At 61.6% G+C, this 17,407-nt stretch carries 15 protein-coding genes and 1 pseudogene; 5 read left to right on the forward strand and 11 right to left on the reverse strand.

What is annotated here, in order from left to right; translation table 11 throughout:
• Positions 1–8: 8 nt before the first annotated feature.
• The 5 genes from M3P88_RS00005 to pdxR all read right to left on the reverse strand — a co-directional run bounded on the left by M3P88_RS00005 (position 9) and on the right by pdxR (position 4,793).
• Positions 9–698: a phosphate ABC transporter ATP-binding protein gene (locus M3P88_RS00005; protein WP_249614060.1), complete on the reverse strand. Its 690-nt coding sequence runs from the start codon at positions 696–698 to the stop codon at positions 9–11.
• Positions 695–1,561, reverse strand: coding sequence for a PstA family ABC transporter permease (locus M3P88_RS00010; protein WP_249614061.1), 867 nt, complete (start codon positions 1,559–1,561; stop codon positions 695–697). The genes M3P88_RS00005 and M3P88_RS00010 overlap by 4 nt, the downstream gene beginning before the upstream one ends.
• A complete protein-coding gene (locus M3P88_RS00015) occupies positions 1,539–2,393 on the reverse strand; it encodes a PstC family ABC transporter permease (RefSeq protein WP_249614062.1) in 855 nt (284 codons plus the stop codon). Before M3P88_RS00015 ends, M3P88_RS00010 begins: the two co-directional genes overlap by 23 nt.
• Positions 2,393–3,226, reverse strand: coding sequence for a phosphate ABC transporter substrate-binding protein (locus M3P88_RS00020; RefSeq protein ID WP_249614063.1), 834 nt, complete (start codon positions 3,224–3,226; stop codon positions 2,393–2,395). Before M3P88_RS00020 ends, M3P88_RS00015 begins: the two co-directional genes overlap by 1 nt.
• A gap of 106 nt (positions 3,227–3,332) precedes the next feature.
• On the reverse strand, positions 3,333–4,793 hold the full coding sequence (gene pdxR, locus M3P88_RS00025) for a MocR-like pyridoxine biosynthesis transcription factor PdxR (protein WP_249614064.1): 1,461 nt from the start codon (positions 4,791–4,793) through the stop codon (positions 3,333–3,335).
• 90 nt (positions 4,794–4,883) lie between these two features.
• Between pdxR and M3P88_RS00030 the strand changes: the two genes are divergently transcribed.
• From M3P88_RS00030 to M3P88_RS00045, 4 genes are all read left to right on the forward strand, one after another.
• Entirely contained in the window at positions 4,884–5,522 is a 639-nt protein-coding gene (locus M3P88_RS00030; RefSeq protein WP_249614065.1) for an FMN-binding negative transcriptional regulator, read from the forward strand.
• Complete coding sequence (locus tag M3P88_RS00035; protein WP_249614066.1) at positions 5,519–5,917, forward strand: rhodanese-like domain-containing protein; 399 nt, start codon at positions 5,519–5,521, stop codon at positions 5,915–5,917. Before M3P88_RS00030 ends, M3P88_RS00035 begins: the two co-directional genes overlap by 4 nt.
• Complete coding sequence (locus tag M3P88_RS00040) at positions 5,911–6,378, forward strand: GNAT family N-acetyltransferase (RefSeq protein ID WP_249614067.1); 468 nt, start codon at positions 5,911–5,913, stop codon at positions 6,376–6,378. The genes M3P88_RS00035 and M3P88_RS00040 overlap by 7 nt, the downstream gene beginning before the upstream one ends.
• A gap of 62 nt (positions 6,379–6,440) precedes the next feature.
• Positions 6,441–7,880, forward strand: coding sequence for a hypothetical protein (locus M3P88_RS00045; protein WP_249614068.1), 1,440 nt, complete (start codon positions 6,441–6,443; stop codon positions 7,878–7,880).
• 267 nt (positions 7,881–8,147) lie between these two features.
• On the opposite strand, the pseudogene M3P88_RS00050 reads toward M3P88_RS00045, so the two are convergent.
• A pseudogene (locus M3P88_RS00050) lies at positions 8,148–8,306 on the reverse strand (transposase); the annotation flags it as partial.
• Here M3P88_RS00050 and M3P88_RS00055 point away from each other — a divergent pair.
• A complete protein-coding gene (locus tag M3P88_RS00055) occupies positions 8,298–8,555 on the forward strand; it encodes a GGDEF domain-containing protein (protein WP_249614733.1) in 258 nt (85 codons plus the stop codon). The pseudogene M3P88_RS00050 and the gene M3P88_RS00055 sit on opposite strands and share 9 nt — an antisense overlap.
• Here M3P88_RS00055 and M3P88_RS00060 read toward each other — a convergent pair whose 3' ends face one another.
• From M3P88_RS00060 to M3P88_RS00080, 5 genes are all read right to left on the reverse strand, one after another.
• On the reverse strand, positions 8,556–9,845 hold the full coding sequence (locus M3P88_RS00060; RefSeq protein ID WP_249614069.1) for an NAD(P)/FAD-dependent oxidoreductase: 1,290 nt from the start codon (positions 9,843–9,845) through the stop codon (positions 8,556–8,558).
• 81 nt (positions 9,846–9,926) lie between these two features.
• Positions 9,927–11,387 carry an NADP-dependent succinate-semialdehyde dehydrogenase gene (gabD, locus tag M3P88_RS00065; protein ID WP_249614070.1) on the reverse strand — a complete coding sequence of 487 codons (1,461 nt, stop codon included), beginning with the start codon at positions 11,385–11,387 and terminating at the stop codon, positions 9,927–9,929.
• Positions 11,388–11,434: 47 nt separating this feature from the next.
• Positions 11,435–12,703, reverse strand: a complete 1,269-nt coding sequence (gabT, locus tag M3P88_RS00070) for a 4-aminobutyrate--2-oxoglutarate transaminase (protein WP_249614071.1) — start codon at positions 12,701–12,703, stop codon at positions 11,435–11,437.
• A gap of 276 nt (positions 12,704–12,979) precedes the next feature.
• Complete coding sequence (locus tag M3P88_RS00075) at positions 12,980–14,281, reverse strand: TolC family outer membrane protein (RefSeq protein WP_249614072.1); 1,302 nt, start codon at positions 14,279–14,281, stop codon at positions 12,980–12,982.
• Between the two features lie 67 nt (positions 14,282–14,348).
• Positions 14,349–17,399 (reverse strand): efflux RND transporter permease subunit, encoded by a 3,051-nt coding sequence (locus tag M3P88_RS00080; protein ID WP_249614073.1) that lies wholly within the window; start codon positions 17,397–17,399, stop codon positions 14,349–14,351.
• Positions 17,400–17,407 lie beyond the last annotated feature (8 nt).

Consider the following 17,407-nt stretch of genomic DNA (forward strand, 5'->3'; position numbering starts at 1 on the left):
GGCGCAGGTCACTCGACCAGTGATCCGTCACGGAAGACGATAATCTTATCCGCCAGCCGCTGGGCCTGTACCGGGTTATGGCTGACCATCACCAGCGTGTAGCGGCATTTAAGCGAAGCAATCAGTGCTTCTATATCGCTGCTGGCCTGCGTATCCAGAGAGACGGTAGGTTCGTCCAAGAGCAGAATTTCCGGTTGCAGGATAAGCGCACGTGCAAGGCACAAGCGTTGTTGCTGCCCTCCGGAAAGCGAGGCAGCTGGCGCATCCAGCCGCATGCAGACTTCGTCCCAGAGTTGTGCTTCGCGTAGCGCCGCCTCAATGCGGACTGCCAGTTCGGCACGGGGTGGGTTTTTTACCAGTTGCAGTGGCAGGCGCAGGTTGTGTCCGATAGAGCCCGGTAGCAGATTCGGGTGCTGGAATACCATGCCGACGCGGCGACGCAGCCAGACAGGGTCGGTGCTGCGCTGGTAGGGCTGGATGGTCTGGCCGGAGAGCGATAGCGCCAGCTCGCCGCTGATGCGTACACCCGCCGTGTCATCGTGCAGGCGGTTGAGTACGCGCAAAAAGCTGGTCTTGCCCGAGCCTGATGGGCCAAGTAGCACCGACAGCTTGTTTTTTGGCAGTTCAAGCGAAATATTGGACAGCAATTGTTGCTTGCCGATGGCCAGCGAGAGTTGATGGCAGCGGATAGCGCTCATGATAAGGATCTTTTCTGGAGTTGGCGCGCAGTCGCAAACAGCAGTGCAGACAAGCCCATCAGCAGCAGGGCCGCGGCAAAAGCGCGTGCCAGCTGCGCTTCATCGCGGTATTCGGCGGCGGTAACCATGATAAAGAAGGGCAGTGCTTCGAATTTGTCGAACAGGCTGCCGGGCAGGCCGGTTTCGGCGACTACGCCAGTCAGCAGGATGACGGCCACATCCTCCAGCGCACGCCCTATCGCCAGAATGCAGCCCGAGAGTATGCCGGGGCTGGCGGCTGGCAGGTAGACGTGAAGGATGGCTTGCGATGGGCTCAGACCCAGCGCTTGTGCACTTAGCCTGAGTTCTGTCGGCAACTGCTGCAGGCTGAGCCGGGTAGCCAGTACCAGATAAGGCAGCACCAGGAGGGCAACACAGCATGCGGCCAGCAGGAGTGAAGTATTGGCATCGGGCAAGATATGGCGTAGCAGCAGGATCAGCATGAAACCGGTCAGTCCCATCACAATGGATGGCATGCCCGCCAGCAGATCAACCAGGGTGCATGCCAGACGTGCCCTGCGTCCGCGTGCATATTCGGCCTGATGGATACCGGCAGCAATGCCCAGCGGCAAGGCAATGCTGATGGCGAGCGTCACCAGCATCAGGCTGCCGGCGAGTGCCGGCCATAAGCCATCCCACACCGGAGTCTGGCCGCTGAGTGCCGGCCAGGCCGCTGTATCGCCAAACAAGAGCCTGCCATTTAATGCAGGCCAGGCACCCGTCAGCAAGAACCCCAGTATTAGCAGTAACAGGCCGGCGAAGGCGGCTGCCAGCAGCGTACTGAGTACGACAACAGTGCGTTCAATGACGGTGCGCGGATTCATTGGACAAGCTCTTGCTGAGGACATGGACCAGCGTGACATAAGCCAGCAATAGCAAACTGGCCGCGTAGATGGCTGCATAAGCCTGGCTTTGGGTGTCGGCTGCCAGCGTGATCGCGATATGTGCGGTCAGGGCGCGCAAAGGTTCGGTCGGGTTGGCGGGCAGCCAGATGGCGTTGCCGCTGACCATCAGGGCTATCAGCGTATCGCCGACGGCGCGCCCGGAAGATAGCAGCAGTGCGGACAGTAGTGCACGCCGCTCGCTCGGCAGCACAACCCACAGCAGCAACTGCACGCGCGACAGACCCAGCGCATCGCCTGGCGCTTGCAGACGGCTAAAGGTCGGCGACAAGGCGCCGCTTAGCAACAGGGCCACGGTTGGCGTCAGCATGACACCCAGTGTGAGTGCAGCCGCCAGCCAGGAATAGCCCATGCCCAGCCCCAAGCTGTCGCGCAGCCAGGGCACCAGTAACCAGACGGAGACAAAGGCGTAGACCACGGTCGGAATGCCGGACAGCAGCGCCAGCAAGGTGCGCATTGCCGCGGCCAGTGGACGGGGGGCGAGCCCCAGTGTTGAGAGTGCCAGCAACAGTCCGCACGGGTAGGCAAGCAGCAGGGCCGAGGCAGCGAGCAGCAGCGTGCCGGCTGCCATGCTGGCCAGGCCTATCTCGCCGGCGGCCGGATTCCAGCTGCTGCCGGCAAGCGAGATCAGCAGGGCCGGATCGCGCCATAGCGGCAGCCCCAGCCATAACAACAGCGCCAGAATGGCGAGCACCGCGCACGCCGCGATACCGCCGGCAAGTGCGGCGGCCGTCGCAAGCAGACGTTCAGACATCAGAACGCAGGGATGTAGCCATGGCTGCGGATAATGGCCTGACCTTCATTCGTTTTGAGGTAGCGTAAAAAAGCGCCGGGCAGTGCCGCCGGTTCACCCTTGGTATTGAAGTAGAGGCCGCGCACGATGGGGTAGTCACCGGACAGGGCATTTTGCTGGGTCGGCGCATGACCATCCACGCTTAAAGGCTTGATGCTCTGGTCCAGCATGCCCATGCCAAGGTAGCCGATGGCACCCTTGTCGCGGGCAATGGCTGACTTGGCTGCGCCGTTGGAGCTGACCAGCGTGGTTTTCGCCGCGGGCGCGATGTCCTTGCCCAGCACTTTGCCGACAAAGACTTCACGCGTGGCGCTGGCCTCGTCGCGGCCATACAGATGGATGGGGGCGTCGGCTCCGCCCAAGGCCTTCCAGTTGGTCATTTTTCCGCTGAATACATCGCGCAGCTGGGCGAGGCTGATGTCCTTGACCGGGTTGCTCGGGTGGACCGCGACTGCGACACCGTCAAGGGCAAAGTGGAAGGGCTTGAGCTGGTAACGGGCGATTTCTTCGGCGCTGACTTTGCGCCCGGTGCTGCCGATATCAACCAGACCTTCACCGACTTTCTGTACGCCAACGCCGCTGCCACCGCCGGTTACGCTGATGCGGATTGCCGGGTTGGCTTTTGACACCTGACGGGCGATGTCTTGTACGACCGGAATATGGGCGGTGCCGCCGGCAATATCCAGCTTGCCGGACAAGCCTTTAAAGGCGTCGATATCTGCGGCAAGAACGGGAAGGGCAACAGTCAGTGCTAGCAGGCCGGAAAAAGCGGCTGCGATAGGTTTGCGGTGCATGCTTTGTCTTTCATGGGTGCGCCGGCAAAAGGCGGCGCTTAAGGCGCGGGATTATAGCGATAGCGCACTTGCCATTTTGGATAAAAGGCAGGATGTTTGATCTGGATCAGGCGTGCGCGGCCACGAAGGCCGGGTCTTGTGTCAGCAACTGTGCCAAGCGTCGTGCCGCACTTTGCAAGGCCGTTTCTTCGACACCGGCATAGCCCAGTACCAGTGCGCGTTCAGGCCCGCTAAGCAGGCAATGCGCTGACCACGGCCGTAGCCATAAGCCTTCGCTTGCCGCTCGTGCGCTCAGTGCCAGCTCATCGTAGCCGTCGGGCAGGCGGGCCAGCAGATGCAGGCCGGCTTCGCCTGCGGACAAGGGCAGTGTGTCGCCCAGTTCTTGTGCCAGCACGGCGCGCAGCAGAGTCTGGCGCTGGCGGTACAGTTCACGCATAGCGCGAATGTGGCGGGCAAAATGCCCGCTGCCAATGAATTCGGCCAGCGCCGCCTGCAGCGGGTAATGACCTTCGCGATAAAGACGGGCATTGCAGCGGCGAAATGCGTCGACCAGCGCGTCGGGCAGTACCATATAACCCAGGCGCAGCGCCGGATACATCACCTTGCTGAAGGTGCCGATGTAGATGACGCAGTCGCTGCGGGCAATGCCCTGCAGCGCAGGGATAGGTGCCGAGCTGTAGCGAAACTCGCTGTCGTAGTCGTCCTCGATGACCCATGCACCACAGGCCTCGGCATGGGCCAGAATCTGCAGCCGGCGCGACAGCGGCATCACCACTGCGCTCGGGTACTGATGCGACGGGGTGAGATAGATCAGGCGTGGGGCAGGCGAATGAGCGGCTTGTGCGAGTGACAGTCCATGAGCGTCGACCGTGACCGGAGCCAGCCTCAGGCCGGCGCCTTGCAAGGCGGCATGGGCGCCGGCATAACCGGGTTCCTCGACCCAGGCGGTTTCGCCCGGCTCGGCCAGCAGGCGGGCCGCCAGCTCCAGCGCGCCCTGCGCCCCCTGGGTGATCACGATCTGCTCGCTATGGCAGCGCACACCGCGTGCAAAGGTCAGATAGTCTGCCAATGCACTGCGTAGCGGCAGGTAGCCGCCATCATTGCGGTAGCCGAACATATCGGGGCTGGCGCTGCGCTGATGGCGCGACTGCAGGCGTTGCCATAAAGCATGCGGAAAGCGCGTCAGCTCCGGCACGCCCGGCGCGAAGGCGCCAATCAGACCGGTGGGCAGGCGGCTGGCGGCAAGCAGTTGTGCGCCGCGTGCCGACAGGCCGCGCGCCGTGAGCCGGGTGGCAGGGGTGGTGGCGGGGAGTTGCGGCAGTGTCGCAACATAAGTACCGCTGCCATGGCGTCCCTCTAAATAGCCTTCGGCCACCAGTTGTTCATAGGCGGCCGTGACGCTGTTGCGGGCGATGCCCAGTGCGGCAGAGACTTCGCGGCTGGAGGGCAGACGATTGCCCGGTTTGAGCTGGGCGCTGGTGATCCAGCCGCGCAAACAGGCTTCCAGTTCACTGCGCCGCTGGCAAGCGCTGGCAACGAGCGCATCGATGATCCAGTCGTGTGGCAAGTGGTCTGCTCCGTGTTGGCTTAAGTGGCTCTATGATCAGGCCACCTGCGTGCCTATTATGCCTTATTCATTCATTGCCGGAGTGCGCCGATGTATTGTCCGAATGCTTTTGCCGTGCAAGAGGCCCAAGCCTGCCATGCGCTGATGGCCGCACATCCGCTAGCCCATCTGGTGCGGCTGGAGGATGGCCAGTTGTGTGCTGACGCGCTGGTACTGTGGCCGGATGCCGAACGCGGTGTGCTGCAAGGGCATATTGCGCGCGCCAACCCGCTGGCACAAGCGGAGGCCTGTGCCGTGCTGGCGATTTTCAGCGGTGCGGATGCCTATGTGTCGCCATCGTGGCTGCCGGGCAAGGCCGAGCATGGCCGCGTGGTGCCAACGTGGAACTACAGTGTGGTGCACGCCCATGGCATGCTGCGGGTGATCGATGACGAAGTCTGGGTGCGCGCCCAGATAACTCGGTTGACGGCGGCGCATGAGGCCGGCTTTGCCGCCCCGTGGCAGCTGGACGATGCGCCGGCCGACTACCTCGCCGCCATGCTGCGGGCGGTAGTCGGCATCGAGATCAGCATTTCGCGTCTGCAGGGCAAGGCAAAGCTTAGCCAGAACCGCAGTGCGGCCGAGCAGGCGGGGATACGCCACGGCCTTGCGGCGTGCGCAGATGAAGCATCGCGCACCGTGGCGGCAGCCATGGACCGGTTTGCAACAAAAGAGGGAGAACAGAAATGAAGGCAGCAGACTATTACGCGGCCAAGCTCGCGTTCGAGACCGACAGCTACGACGTTTACAGCGCGCTTGAGCGCGGCGAGCCGCTGTTGCTTATCGACGGCCGCTCTGGCGCGGCGTTCGCCGCCGAGACCATTCCCGGCGCGATCAACCTGCCGCACCGCACGATAGACGCGGACTCGACCGCACACCTGCCACGCGATGTGTTGCTGGTCGCCTTCTGTGACGGCATCGGCTGCAATGCGTCGACCAAAACCGCGCTGGCGCTTTCAAGGCTCGGTTTTAACGTCAAGGAGCTACTGGGCGGACTGGACTGGTGGAAGCGTGATGGCTACGCAACGCATACCCGCGCAGGAGCGGGTGCATCCTGTGGCTGCGCCGGAGAGGCATCATGCTGAGCGTACTGGCGGTGACCGACGAGAGCGGTGCCATCATCCGCCCTGAGCTGCTGGCGGCGGCACTGCCGGTGCACCGCCAATTGCGCCCGATGCTGCCGGAGGATAGTGCCACGTACGCACAGACCATGGCGCGCGTATTTGCCGGCGGTGCACGGATGTGGGTCGCCGTCGATAGCGGTGGCGCCGTGCTTGGCGTCGCGCTATGGCGGATTTACGAAAATACCTACCAGGGCTTGCGCCTTTACTTAGACGATCTGGTTACCGATGCGGCCTGCCGCTCGCAAGGCGTGGGCAAATGTTTGCTGGACGCCTGTGCCGCCGAGGCGCGCGCGCGTGATTGCCGATTCTTTGCCCTCGACTCCGGTACCTGGCGCACGCAGGCGCACAAGCTCTATTTGCGTGAAGGGTTTGAGATCAGCTCCTTTCATTTTACGCGCGCCCTGCCGCCGCTGCGTGGTTAACACGCAAGGGCGGGTGCGCGGTAGAATGGCAGGCTGAATTTCCGTCTGGTCCCGAGTCACACATGAAACCGCATCCTCGCAACGCACGCATCAAGGGCGATCCTTTTGTACCCAACCGCTTTATCTTTGGCGATGCCGTCGACGACAAGGGGCTGGAGCCTTACGAGTACATCGTGCACACCGAGGCGCCGGCCTTTATCTGCCGTCTGGTCGGTAACGACAATATGCCGTTTGCCGGGCGTGAGGCGGAGGGTTTTGCCAGCGCCGTGCTATACGACGAAGCTGAAAACATCACCCACTATGTCTGCAATAGCGGCTTGCGCATGTTTGACTTCAACTTCATGGAAGAGCCGCCGACGGCCGCGGCCTTGCAGCGCATCTGTGACGAAGCCATGGCCTTGTACGAGCGGCTGAACAAGGCTTATGCCGAGCGTGAAGCCAATCCGCTGCAGCGCGAAATGCGCGTGATTCCGACCGAGCCTTTGCCGCCGGTCGAGCGTCAGGCGGCAATTGCCGGTCTGATGGATAAGGCGCGCGAAGCGCTGGACGAACCGATGGCACGCATGCAACTGACGGCCGCCGTGCAGCAGGTGCTGATGGGCGGCGATCAGGCCGTGTTTACCGAGGCCCAGTTGGGGCTATTGGCCGAGGCACCGGTGCGTGAACTCTTGGTCGAAACGGCACGGGGCGCGATTGCCCGGCCCGAGGTGGTGCGCCCGGATGGCAGTTTTGCATCGTTTGAATTGTGGGCCTTGCCGCTTGCCTTCTCGCGCGCCAAGGGCGGGGTGTGGTGGCATTACCCGCTGATGGAGCGGGTCGAGGTGGCGCTGGCGGATGCGCTGGAGGTCTCGGAAAAGTCCATCTTGTGGGTATCGCCCACCATTTTCACACTGGACATGCTGAACGAGCGTGCCTGTCAGAGCCTTGTGCATCTGGCGCCGATTATGGATGCCGGTTGCGACTTTGCGCCGGCCGACCCCGAGGCGTCGCGCGCCACCTTTGAGGCGGCCGACCAGACGCCGGATGCCCAGTTGGTGCTGGCCTGGATTCCGTTTCTGGCCGAGCGCGGCGTACTCCGGCACGAGCAGGTTCGCAAACTTTCGCGCAAGGCGCTGGATGCGGCGATGCCGCTGGTGCAGCAGGCCATCAGCCGCGAGATGGAGTATGGCGAGGCCGAGCTGTTTGCACCCTTGCCGATTTGGGATGCGCTGGAAGCGGGTGTACGCGCCTGGAACAGAAAACGCTTGGGGCTGACGGTGGCGATTGCCGCAGCCCGTCTTGCCAGCTTGCGCGAACTGGAAGCGGTGGCCGAATACCAGCCCGAGTTGCAAGGTTATGATGTGGCGCTGCGCCGGCAGCAAAGCAAAGAGATCATTGCCCGTACACCATGGCTGGTGGTGCCGGATGTGGCCTCCGACAGGCAGGCTTGCTGGCAGGATCTGGTGGATTGCATGCAAGAAGCCGGGATCGCCCTGTCTGAGCAGCAGACGCGCTGGCATTAGCGCCTGCGTCATTGATCTGCACCGCCGCCCTGAGGGGCTGGGGCTAATGCCATTCACTTAAGGGTTCTGAGGCTGTTTTTCAGTCTAAAAATTTAAGTGGAATCATGAAAAAGCACCGCTTTCCATCCATGTGGAGCGGTGCTTTTCGCTTAAGGACGCGCTGAAAAAATACGATTCTGTGCGGCATCGTTGACGCAATCGACTGCGAACGAGAGATTTTTCGCACGGCCTGGCGTGCCAGGTACTGGTTTTCGTTGCCATTTCAGGACGCACCTTGGTGTTGAGCCCGAGTAGGCATCGCTTGGCGATCATCAGGTTCGCCAGAGCGAACAGCGTCATCAATTGCGCGCTGTTCTTGGCCAGACCACGCTAACGAACCTTCTTCAAGCCAAACCGGTTCTTGATGATATGGAAGGGATGTTCAACTTAATCCTGCGCCATTGTGATGAAGCCCATGGGCAACTGCTGCTGAGTCAGATCCGGCAACGTATTGAATGCCACCGCCTGGCTTTTGCCGGCCAGTTTTTTACTTTGAGTGCCGTCATCGGATTGACGCAGATCCAAGCCTCTGATGCCACACCCGAAGAGGTGCTCGCCCGTGCCGACAAGGCATGTTATACGGCCAAATTTTCCGGCCGCAACCGCATTGCCACTGCACAGAGCGAGCTAGCTTAGCTAGACCCCCATCTTGTCGCGCATTTCATACCACCAGGCGCCCAGGGTCAGCATGGGGACGCGGAGCAGGCGGCCGCCCGGGAACGGGTAGTGCGGCAAGGAGGCAAAGGCATCGAAGCGCTCGCTCTGGCCACGGATCGCTTCGGACAGCAGGCGGCCGGCCAGATGGGTATAGGTCACGCCATGGCCGCTGCAGCCTTGCGAGTAGTAGATATTCTTGCCGATGCGCCCGGCCTGCGGCAGACGGGTCAGCGTCAGCGAGAAATTGCCGGTCCAGCTGTAGTCGATCTTGACGCCCTTTAGTTGCGGGAAGGTTTTCTCCAGCTTGGGGCGGACCAGATTTTCGATGGCACCGGGGTCGCGTGCGCCATAAACGGTGCCGCCACCGTATAGCAGGCGGTTGTCGGCAGTCAGCCGGTAGTAGTCGAGCAGGAAGTTGCAGTCTTCGACACAGTTGTTGCCCGGCAGCAAGGCTTGGGCAAGCTTGGCGTCCAGCGGTGCGGTAGTGACCACCTGCGTGCCGCAGGGCAGCGTTTTTTCCGCCAGCTTGGGAATCAGGTTGCCCAGATAGGCATTGCCGGCCACCACGACAAAGTCGGCGCTGACTTCGCCATGCAGGGTTTTGACCGAGGGCTTGTCGCCTTCGATGACGGCGGTTACCGGCGACTGCTCGTAAATCACGCCGCCCAGCGACTCGAATGCGGCCGCTTCGCCCAAGGCCAGATTCAGCGGATGGATATGGCCGCCCCAGTTGTCCAGAAGCGCGCCGACATAGGCGTCGCTCTGTACGATGTCTTGCATGCCGGCCTTGTCGATCAGCTTGAGGCCGGTGTGGCCATAGGCTTCCCACAGGGCTTTTTTCGCCGCCATTTCGTCCAGCTGTTTCTGGGTAAAGGCCGCAAATACATTGCCGTCTTTCAGGTCACACTGGATATCGTATTTGGCGATGCGTTCGCGAATGATGCGTCCGCCTTCGAATGCCATGGCACCGATGCGGCGGGCCGCTTCCTTGCCGTGGCGCGCTTCGATCACGTCCATATCGCGGCTGTAGCTATTGACGATCTGGCCGCCATTGCGTCCCGAGGCGCCCCAGCCGACGCGGGCGGCTTCGAGCACGATGACCTTGTAGCCGGCTTCTGCCAGATGCAAGGCGGTGGAGATGCCGGTGTAACCGGCACCGATCACGCAGACGTCGGCGACCTGGCGGCCATCCAGTGCCGGGCGTTTGGGGGTCGGGTTGGCGCTGGCGGCGTAATAGGAGCCGGTATGGCGGCTTAGCGTTTCACTCATGGTTTGTCCCTTATTGTCGTTATGTGTGTGGTGCTTGCGAAAACGGGCCGCACAGGCGGCCCGTTTGCCAGTTTGTGCCGCTTAGCGGTCGATGCCGCCCAGGAGCACGTACTTGATTTCCAGATAGTCTTCAATGCCGTACTTGGAGCCTTCGCGACCGAGACCGGACTGCTTGACCCCGCCAAACGGCGCCGCCTCATTGGACAGGATGCCGCTGTTGACGGCGACCATGCCGTATTCCAGGCCTTCGCTGACGCGGAAGATGCGGCCGATATCACGCGCATAGAAGTAGGAGGCCAGGCCGAACTCGGTATCGTTGGCCATGGCAATCGCCTCGTCTTCGCTGTGGAAGCGGAACACCGGTGCCAGCGGGCCGAAGGTCTCTTCGCGCGCCACCTTCATGGACGGGGTCACGTCGGCGATAACGGTCGGTTCGAAGAAACTATGACCCAGTGCATGGCGCTTGCCGCCGGCGAGCAGACGCCCGCCCTTGGCCAGCGCGTCGGCAATATGCTCTTCAATCTTGGCCACCGCCTTGTCATCTATCATCGGCCCTTGGGTGACACCGGCCTCGACACCGTTGCCGACCTTAAGCTGGGCCACCGCAGCGGAAAACTTGGCGATAAAGGCATCGTACACGCCGTCTTGCACCAGAATGCGGTTGGCGCAGACGCAGGTCTGGCCGGCATTGCGGTACTTGGAAATCATCGCGCCTTCGACGGCCGCATCGAGGTCGGCGTCGTCAAATACGATAAACGGCGCATTGCCGCCCAGTTCCATCGAGACCTTTTTCACCGTCTGCGCGCACTGGGCGATCAGCTTGACGCCGACTTCGGTCGAACCGGTAAAGCTGAATTTCTTCACCGTATCCGAGCCGGTCAGCACCGCTCCGATATCGGTTGAGCCGCCGGTGATGACCGAGAACACGCCGGCCGGGATGCCGGCGCGCTGTGCCAGTTCGGCAATGGCCAGCGCCGACAGCGGCGTTTGCGATGCCGGACGCACCACCATCGGGCAGCCGGCAGCCAGCGCCGGTGCGGCCTTGCGCGTAATCATCGCATTGGGGAAATTCCACGGCGTGATGGCGGCGGTGACGCCTATCGGTTCCTTGCTGACCAGAATGCGCTTGTCGGCGCCGGTCGACGGGATGGTGTCGCCGTAGATGCGTTTGCCTTCTTCGGCATACCACTCGATATAGCTGGCGCCATAGGCGATCTCGCCCTTGGCCTCGGCCAGCGGCTTGCCCTGCTCGGCGGTCAGGATGGCAGCGAGGTCATCCTGGTTCGCCATCATCAGGTCGAACCAGCGCCGTAGCAGCAGCGCGCGCTCTTTGGCGCTTTTTTTCTTCCACAGCGGGAATGCATCGGCAGCGGCCGCGACCGCGCGCTCCGCTTCGGCGCGCCCCATCTTGGGCACTTGGGCAATGATTTCGCCAGTGGCCGGGTTACTCACCGGAATGGTTTCACCATTGTCGGCATCCAGCCATTCGCCGTTCAGATAGCACTGCTGCTTGAGCAGGCTCGGGTCTTTCAGGTTCAGCATGTCTTGCTCCGCAAACGGCGCGTGCCGCGCCGTTGCCGTGGGTGGGATCAAGCCTTGATGGCGGCTTCGAGAATGGCCAGTGCTTCGTCGAATACCGCGTCTTCTATGGTCAGCGGGAACAGGAAGCGCACCACGTTGTAGTTGACGCCGCAGGTCAAGAGCAGCAGGCCGGCTTCCAGTGCCTTGGCCTGAACCTTTTTGGTGAAGTCGACATCCGCACCGCTGCCATCCGCTTGATTGAATTCGACCGCAATCATGGCGCCCAGACCGCGCACATCGGCAATTTGCGGCACCGATTTTTTCAGGCCGTGCAGCTTTTCCTTCAGTGCATCGCCCAGACGGTTGGCGCGCTCCAGCAGCTTCTCTTCGCTGATGGCGCTGATCACCGCCTCGGCAGCGGCCAGTGCCAGCGGGTTGCCGGCGTAAGTGCCGCCCAGACCGCCTGGCGCCGGTGCATCCATGATTTCGGCGCGACCGACCACGGCAGACAGCGGGAAGCCGCCGGCCAGCGATTTGGCGGTGGTGATCAAGTCAGGTGCCGTGTCGTAGTGTTCGCTGGCAAAGAACTTGCCGGTACGGGCAAAGCCGGCCTGTACTTCGTCGGCGATCATCACAATGCCGTGCGCGTCGCACAGGCGGCGAAGTTCGCGTACCCACTCATTCGGGGCGGCATAGAAGCCGCCTTCGCCTTGTACCGGCTCGTAAATAATGGCGGCAACGCGGCTGGCTTCGATATCGTACTTGAACAATTTTTCAATGCTGGCGATGGAGTCGGCAACCGATACGCCATACAGGGCATTGGGGAATACGGCGTGATAGATTTCGGCCGGGAACGGGCCGAAACCGATTTTGTAAGGGGCAACCTTGCCGGTGAGCGCCATGCCCATCATGGTGCGGCCGTGAAAGCCGCCGCCAAAGGCAATTACGCCGGAGCGGCCGGTGGCGGCACGGGCAATCTTGATGGCGTTCTCTACCGCCTCGGCACCGGTGGTGAAGAAGGCGCTTTTCTTGGCAAAAGCACCCGGTGCCAGCGTGTTGAGCTGCTCGGCTACGCGGATATAGCTCTCGTATGGCACAACCTGGTAGCAGGTGTGGCTGAATTTTTCCAGCTGGGCGGCGACAGCAGCCTGCACCTTGTCGTGCAGATGACCGGTATTCAGGACGCCGATACCGCCGGCAAAGTCGATATAGCGACGGCCTTCGGTGTCCCACAGCTCGGCGTTTTTCGCACGCTCGACAAAGAAATTGCACATCACGCCCACGCCGCGTGGGGTGGCATCGGCTTTACGCTGCAGGAGTTGCTGGGTTTCGCTCATGGTTGGCCTCATCTGGTCTGTTGCTTTGAAGGTACGGGCGTGGCGTGTTGTCTCACTATTTATGTTTAGTGAATATTATGGCGCTACATCGGTCCGCAGTTTGCCCGATTCATTCTAATGAGGTGTTTAGGAAAATGTCACGCGTATGGTGGAAAATTAAACACCCGTTTTGCGCGAGTGATGCAGAAATGATCACAACAGGCCAACATAACCATAAAAAAGCCGGCCTTGCACTCTGGGCGAGTGTCAGGCCGGCCTGATTTTGCAGGGGCGCGTTTAGAAGTAGCGGTTGACGCTTCTGAGCGTGGCCTCGGACAGCTCGCCGCTGGCCTGGGCCAGTTGCAGGCGGGCAAACAGATAGCCGTAGCGCGACTCGGACAACTGGCGTTCGGCCTCGTAATAGGCTTGTTCCGCCTGCAAGAGATCAAGAATGGTACGCAGACCCACTTCGCGCCCCAGACGGGTGGCATCGACCTTGTTTTTGGCCGACAGCAAGAGTTGCTCATTGGCTTTTACCAGCGCCGCGCCATTGGATACGCCAAGGAAGGCGGCGCGCACGTCTTCGCGCACCTTGCGCTTGCTGGATTCCAGCTGCTCGCCAGCCTGCTCCTGCAGTGCGACCGCCTCGCGTACTTGCGAGTTGATGCCGCCGCCGGCATAGAGCGGAATGGTCAGGTTAAGACCAATATTGCTGCCACGATTGTCGGTAAAGCTGGTGCGCGGGTTGTTGGTGCTCTGGTCCTGATAAGCGGCGGTCAGTGCAAGCCTGGGCAGGTGGTTGCCGCGTGCGGCGGTGACATTTTGCCGCGCCAGCTGTGTTTGCTGTTCGCTAATGGCAATGGCTGGGTTGTTGTTTAGCGCGCGTGCGATCCAGGCATCGGCCGAGCCGGGTTCGGGGGCCAAGAGGGCGATCTTGCCCTTGAGCGGGCTGATGCCTTCATTGACTAGCCCGGTCAGCGTACCCAGCGCATTGCGTTTGACCTCCAGCTGGTTGATGGCGCTGATTTCGCGCGCGCTGGCGGCGTTGTAGCTCGCCTGCGCTTCATAACTGTCGAGTATGGTGGCGGTGCCGACTTCAAACGCCTTTTTGGCCTGTGCCAGTTGTTTCTCGAAAGACTTTTTCGCCGCCTGGGTGGACGACAGCGTGTCCTGCGCCAGCAGCACATCAAAGTAGGCGCGGGACACCGCGAGGATCAGCGCCTGTTCGGCGGCGCTAAAACGGGTGTCGGCCAGCGCGCTGCTGATCTTGCCTTTCTGGTAGCCGGTCCAGGCACCGACATCGAAGAGAGGCTGCTTGAGCTCGGCGCCCCAGCCATGGCTGCTGTAGCTGCCGGAAACGCCCGGCTCGATATCGTTGCTGCGGCTGACGCTGCTGGACAGCCCCAGCTGCGGCAAGAGCAGGGCGCGGCCCTGATCGCGTTTTTCCAGTCCGGCATTGCGTTCGGCTTTTTGTGCCGCGAAGCCCGAATCATACTGGCGTGCCGCATACCATGCTTCCAGTAGGTCAAAAGCCTGTGCCGGCATGGCAAGCGTGCCTGCCAGCAGCAAGGTGGCGAGCTTGGGGGCGGATGTGTTCATGCAATCTCTCTAAGTCTTGATGCCTGCGCCGGGGGATGTGCCAGCGGCGCAGGCGTTTTTCTTATGCTCAGACCGTCGGACGTTTGACGCGGAACCACTGTGCGTACAAGGCCGGCAGGAACAGCAGCGTCAATACGGTGGCGACCAGCAGGCCGCCCATGATGGCGACCGCCATCGGCCCCCAGAAGGTGCTGCGTGTCAGCGGTATCATGGCCAGAATCGCTGCCAGTGCCGTCAGCATGATGGGGCGGAAGCGGCGCACGGTGGAACCGACAATCGCTTCCCATGGCTCGATGCCTTCGGAAATATCCTGTTCGATCTGGTCGACCAGAATGACCGAGTTGCGCATGATCATACCCGACAGTGCGATCACGCCCAGCATGGCGACAAAGCCGAAGGGTGCCGAGAAGGCGATCAGTGTCAGCGTCACCCCTATTATGCCTAAAGGAGCGGTCAGCAGAACCATCAGGCTGCGCTGGAAGCTCTTGAGCTGCAGCATGAGCAAGGTCAGCACGATGACCAGCATCAAGGGGGCAACCTGGTTGATGGCCGCTTGCGACTTCTGGCTGGCCTCCATCGCGCCACCTAGCTCCAGGTGGTAGCCCAGCGGCAGGGTTTTTTCCATTTCCTGCAGCTTGGGCCATAGCGCGCGCGAAATATCCGATGCCTGTGTGCCGTCGCGCGCATCGGCGCGTACGGTGACGGTAGGCAGGCGGCCACGGCGCCAGACGATGCTTTCTTCCGGCACATAATCGATATGGCCGATCTGCGACACCGGCACATAGCGGCCACCGGCTGTTTGTATCATCAAATCGCCCAGCGCGCCGACATCGAGTTGTTCATTTTTGTTAAGGCGTGCCACCACGCCCAAGGTGCGGTCGCCTTCGCGGTAGTCGGTAATGGCCGCCCCCGAGATCAGCAGCTGCAGTTGCTGGGCCAGATTCTGGCTGGAGATGCCCAGCACGCGGGCCTTGTCCTGATCCAGCGTAATGCGCAGCGACTTGAGCTGTTCGCCCCAGTCGTTATTGACCTGACGCGTGCCCGGATGGGCGCGCAGCAGCGCCTCGATCTGGCCGGCGATGGCGCGTACCTGGGCGTGATCCGGCCCCATCACGCGGAACTGCACCGGATAGCCTACCGGCGGGCCGTTCTCCAGACGCACCACGCGGCCGCGCACCATGGGGAAGTCGTTGTCCAGCAGCTGGAACAGCTTGCTGCGCACCGCCTCGCGGCTTTTCTCGTCATGCGTCATCACCATCAGCTGGGCATAGTTGAGGTGCTGCTGCTGCTGATCCAGCGACAGGTAAAAGCGCGGGCTGCCGCCACCGATATAGCTGGTGACGCTGGCGATATTCTTGTCGCCCTTGAGCAAGGCTTCCAGTTTCTGCGTTTCGCGTTCGGTGGCTTCGAAGCTGGCGCCTTGCGGCAGCCACAAGTCGACCATCAGTTCGACCCGGTTGGAGGCCGGGAAGAACTGCTGCTGCACAAACAGCTTGAATGCGACCAGCGACAGGATAAAGGTGGCAAAGGTTGCGGCAATCACCAGCTTGCGGTGCGACAGGCTCCAGTCAACCGCACGGCGGAATTTAAGATAGAAGGGCTTGTGGTACACATCCTGGTGGCTGCTGTCATGGGCGCGTTCCGGCAGCAGCATAAAGCCCAGATAAGGGGTAAACACCACCGCCACCACCCAGGACAGCAATAGTGCGATGCCGACCACGGCAAACAGGCTGAATACATATTCGCCGGCATTGGATTTGGCTAAGCCTACCGGCAAGAAGGTGGCGGCGGTAATCAGCGTGCCGGTCAGCATGGGGAAGGCGGTGCTGGTGTAGGCAAAGGTGGCCGCCTGAAAGCGGTTCCAGCCTTGCTCCAGCTTGAGCGACATCATCTCGACCGCAATAATGGCGTCGTCGACCAAGAGCCCCAGCGCGATAATCAGCGAGCCTAGCGAAATGCGCTGCAAGTCTATCTTGAGGAAGTACATAGAGATGAAGGTCATCGCCAGCACCAGCGGAATCGACAAAGCCACCACTACGCCGGGGCGCCAGCCCAGGCTGAAGAAGCTGACCGCCAGCACGATGACGACGGCTTCCAGCAAGGAGCGCATGAATTCACCGACGGCGCTTTTGACGACCTTGGGCTGGTCGGAAATCGCATTGACCTCGACCCCCAGCGGCAGCTTGCCTTCGATTTCCTGCATGCGTTCGGCCAGCGCCGCGCCGAACTTCAAGACATCGCCGCCATCTTTCATGCTGACCGCCAGCCCCAGCGCCGGCTGGCCATTAAAGCGCATGCGCATGACCGGCGGGTCGATAAAGCCGCGGCTGACGCGGGCAATATCGCCCAGGCGGAAGGTCTTGCCGTTGGCGATGATGGGGGTGTTGGCGACGGCGGTGACCGAGTCGAAGGCACCGCTGGGCCGCACCCAGACCCGTTCGCTGGCGGTATGGAACTCGCCGGCCGGGCGCGTGGCATTTTGCTCGGCCAGTGCCGCCCAGATGACGCGGGCGTCCAGCGCCAGCGTGGCCAGCTTGGCGGTGTCCAGATCGACATAGATGCGCTCTTCTTGCGCGCCGACAAACTCGGCCTTGCCGATATCGGGCACGCGCAGGATTTCCTGGCGGGCGGTGTCGACATAACGGCGCAGCTCTTCATAGCTGTAGCCGTCGCCGGTAAAGGCGTACAGATTGCCGTAGGTATCGCCGAATTCGTCGTTGAAGAAGGGACCTTTGACATCGGCAGGCAGGGTGTGGCGGATATCGCCCAGCTTTTTGCGTACCTGATACCAGTAGTCCTTCACCTTTTTCGGGTCCACCCCCTCGCGCAGATTGAGGATGAACTGGGCTTCACCGGGCTTGGTATAGCTTTTGATATATTCCAGCTCGCCAATTTCCTGCAGCTTGCGTTCTATCTTGTCGGTGACCTGCTGCTCCATCTCCAGCGTGCCGGCACCGGGCCAGACCACGCGCACCATCATCGCCTTAAAGGTGAACTCCGGGTCTTCCTTCTGCCCCAGCTGGGCATAGCACCAGACACCGGCCAGCATCAGCATCACGATCAGGTAGCGCACCAGCGGCTGGTTTTTCAGCGCCCATTCGGAAAGGTTGAGTCTCATGCGCGTCT

The organism is Craterilacuibacter sp. RT1T (genome assembly GCF_023502145.1).
GTDB lineage: Bacteria > Pseudomonadota > Gammaproteobacteria > Burkholderiales > Chromobacteriaceae > Craterilacuibacter.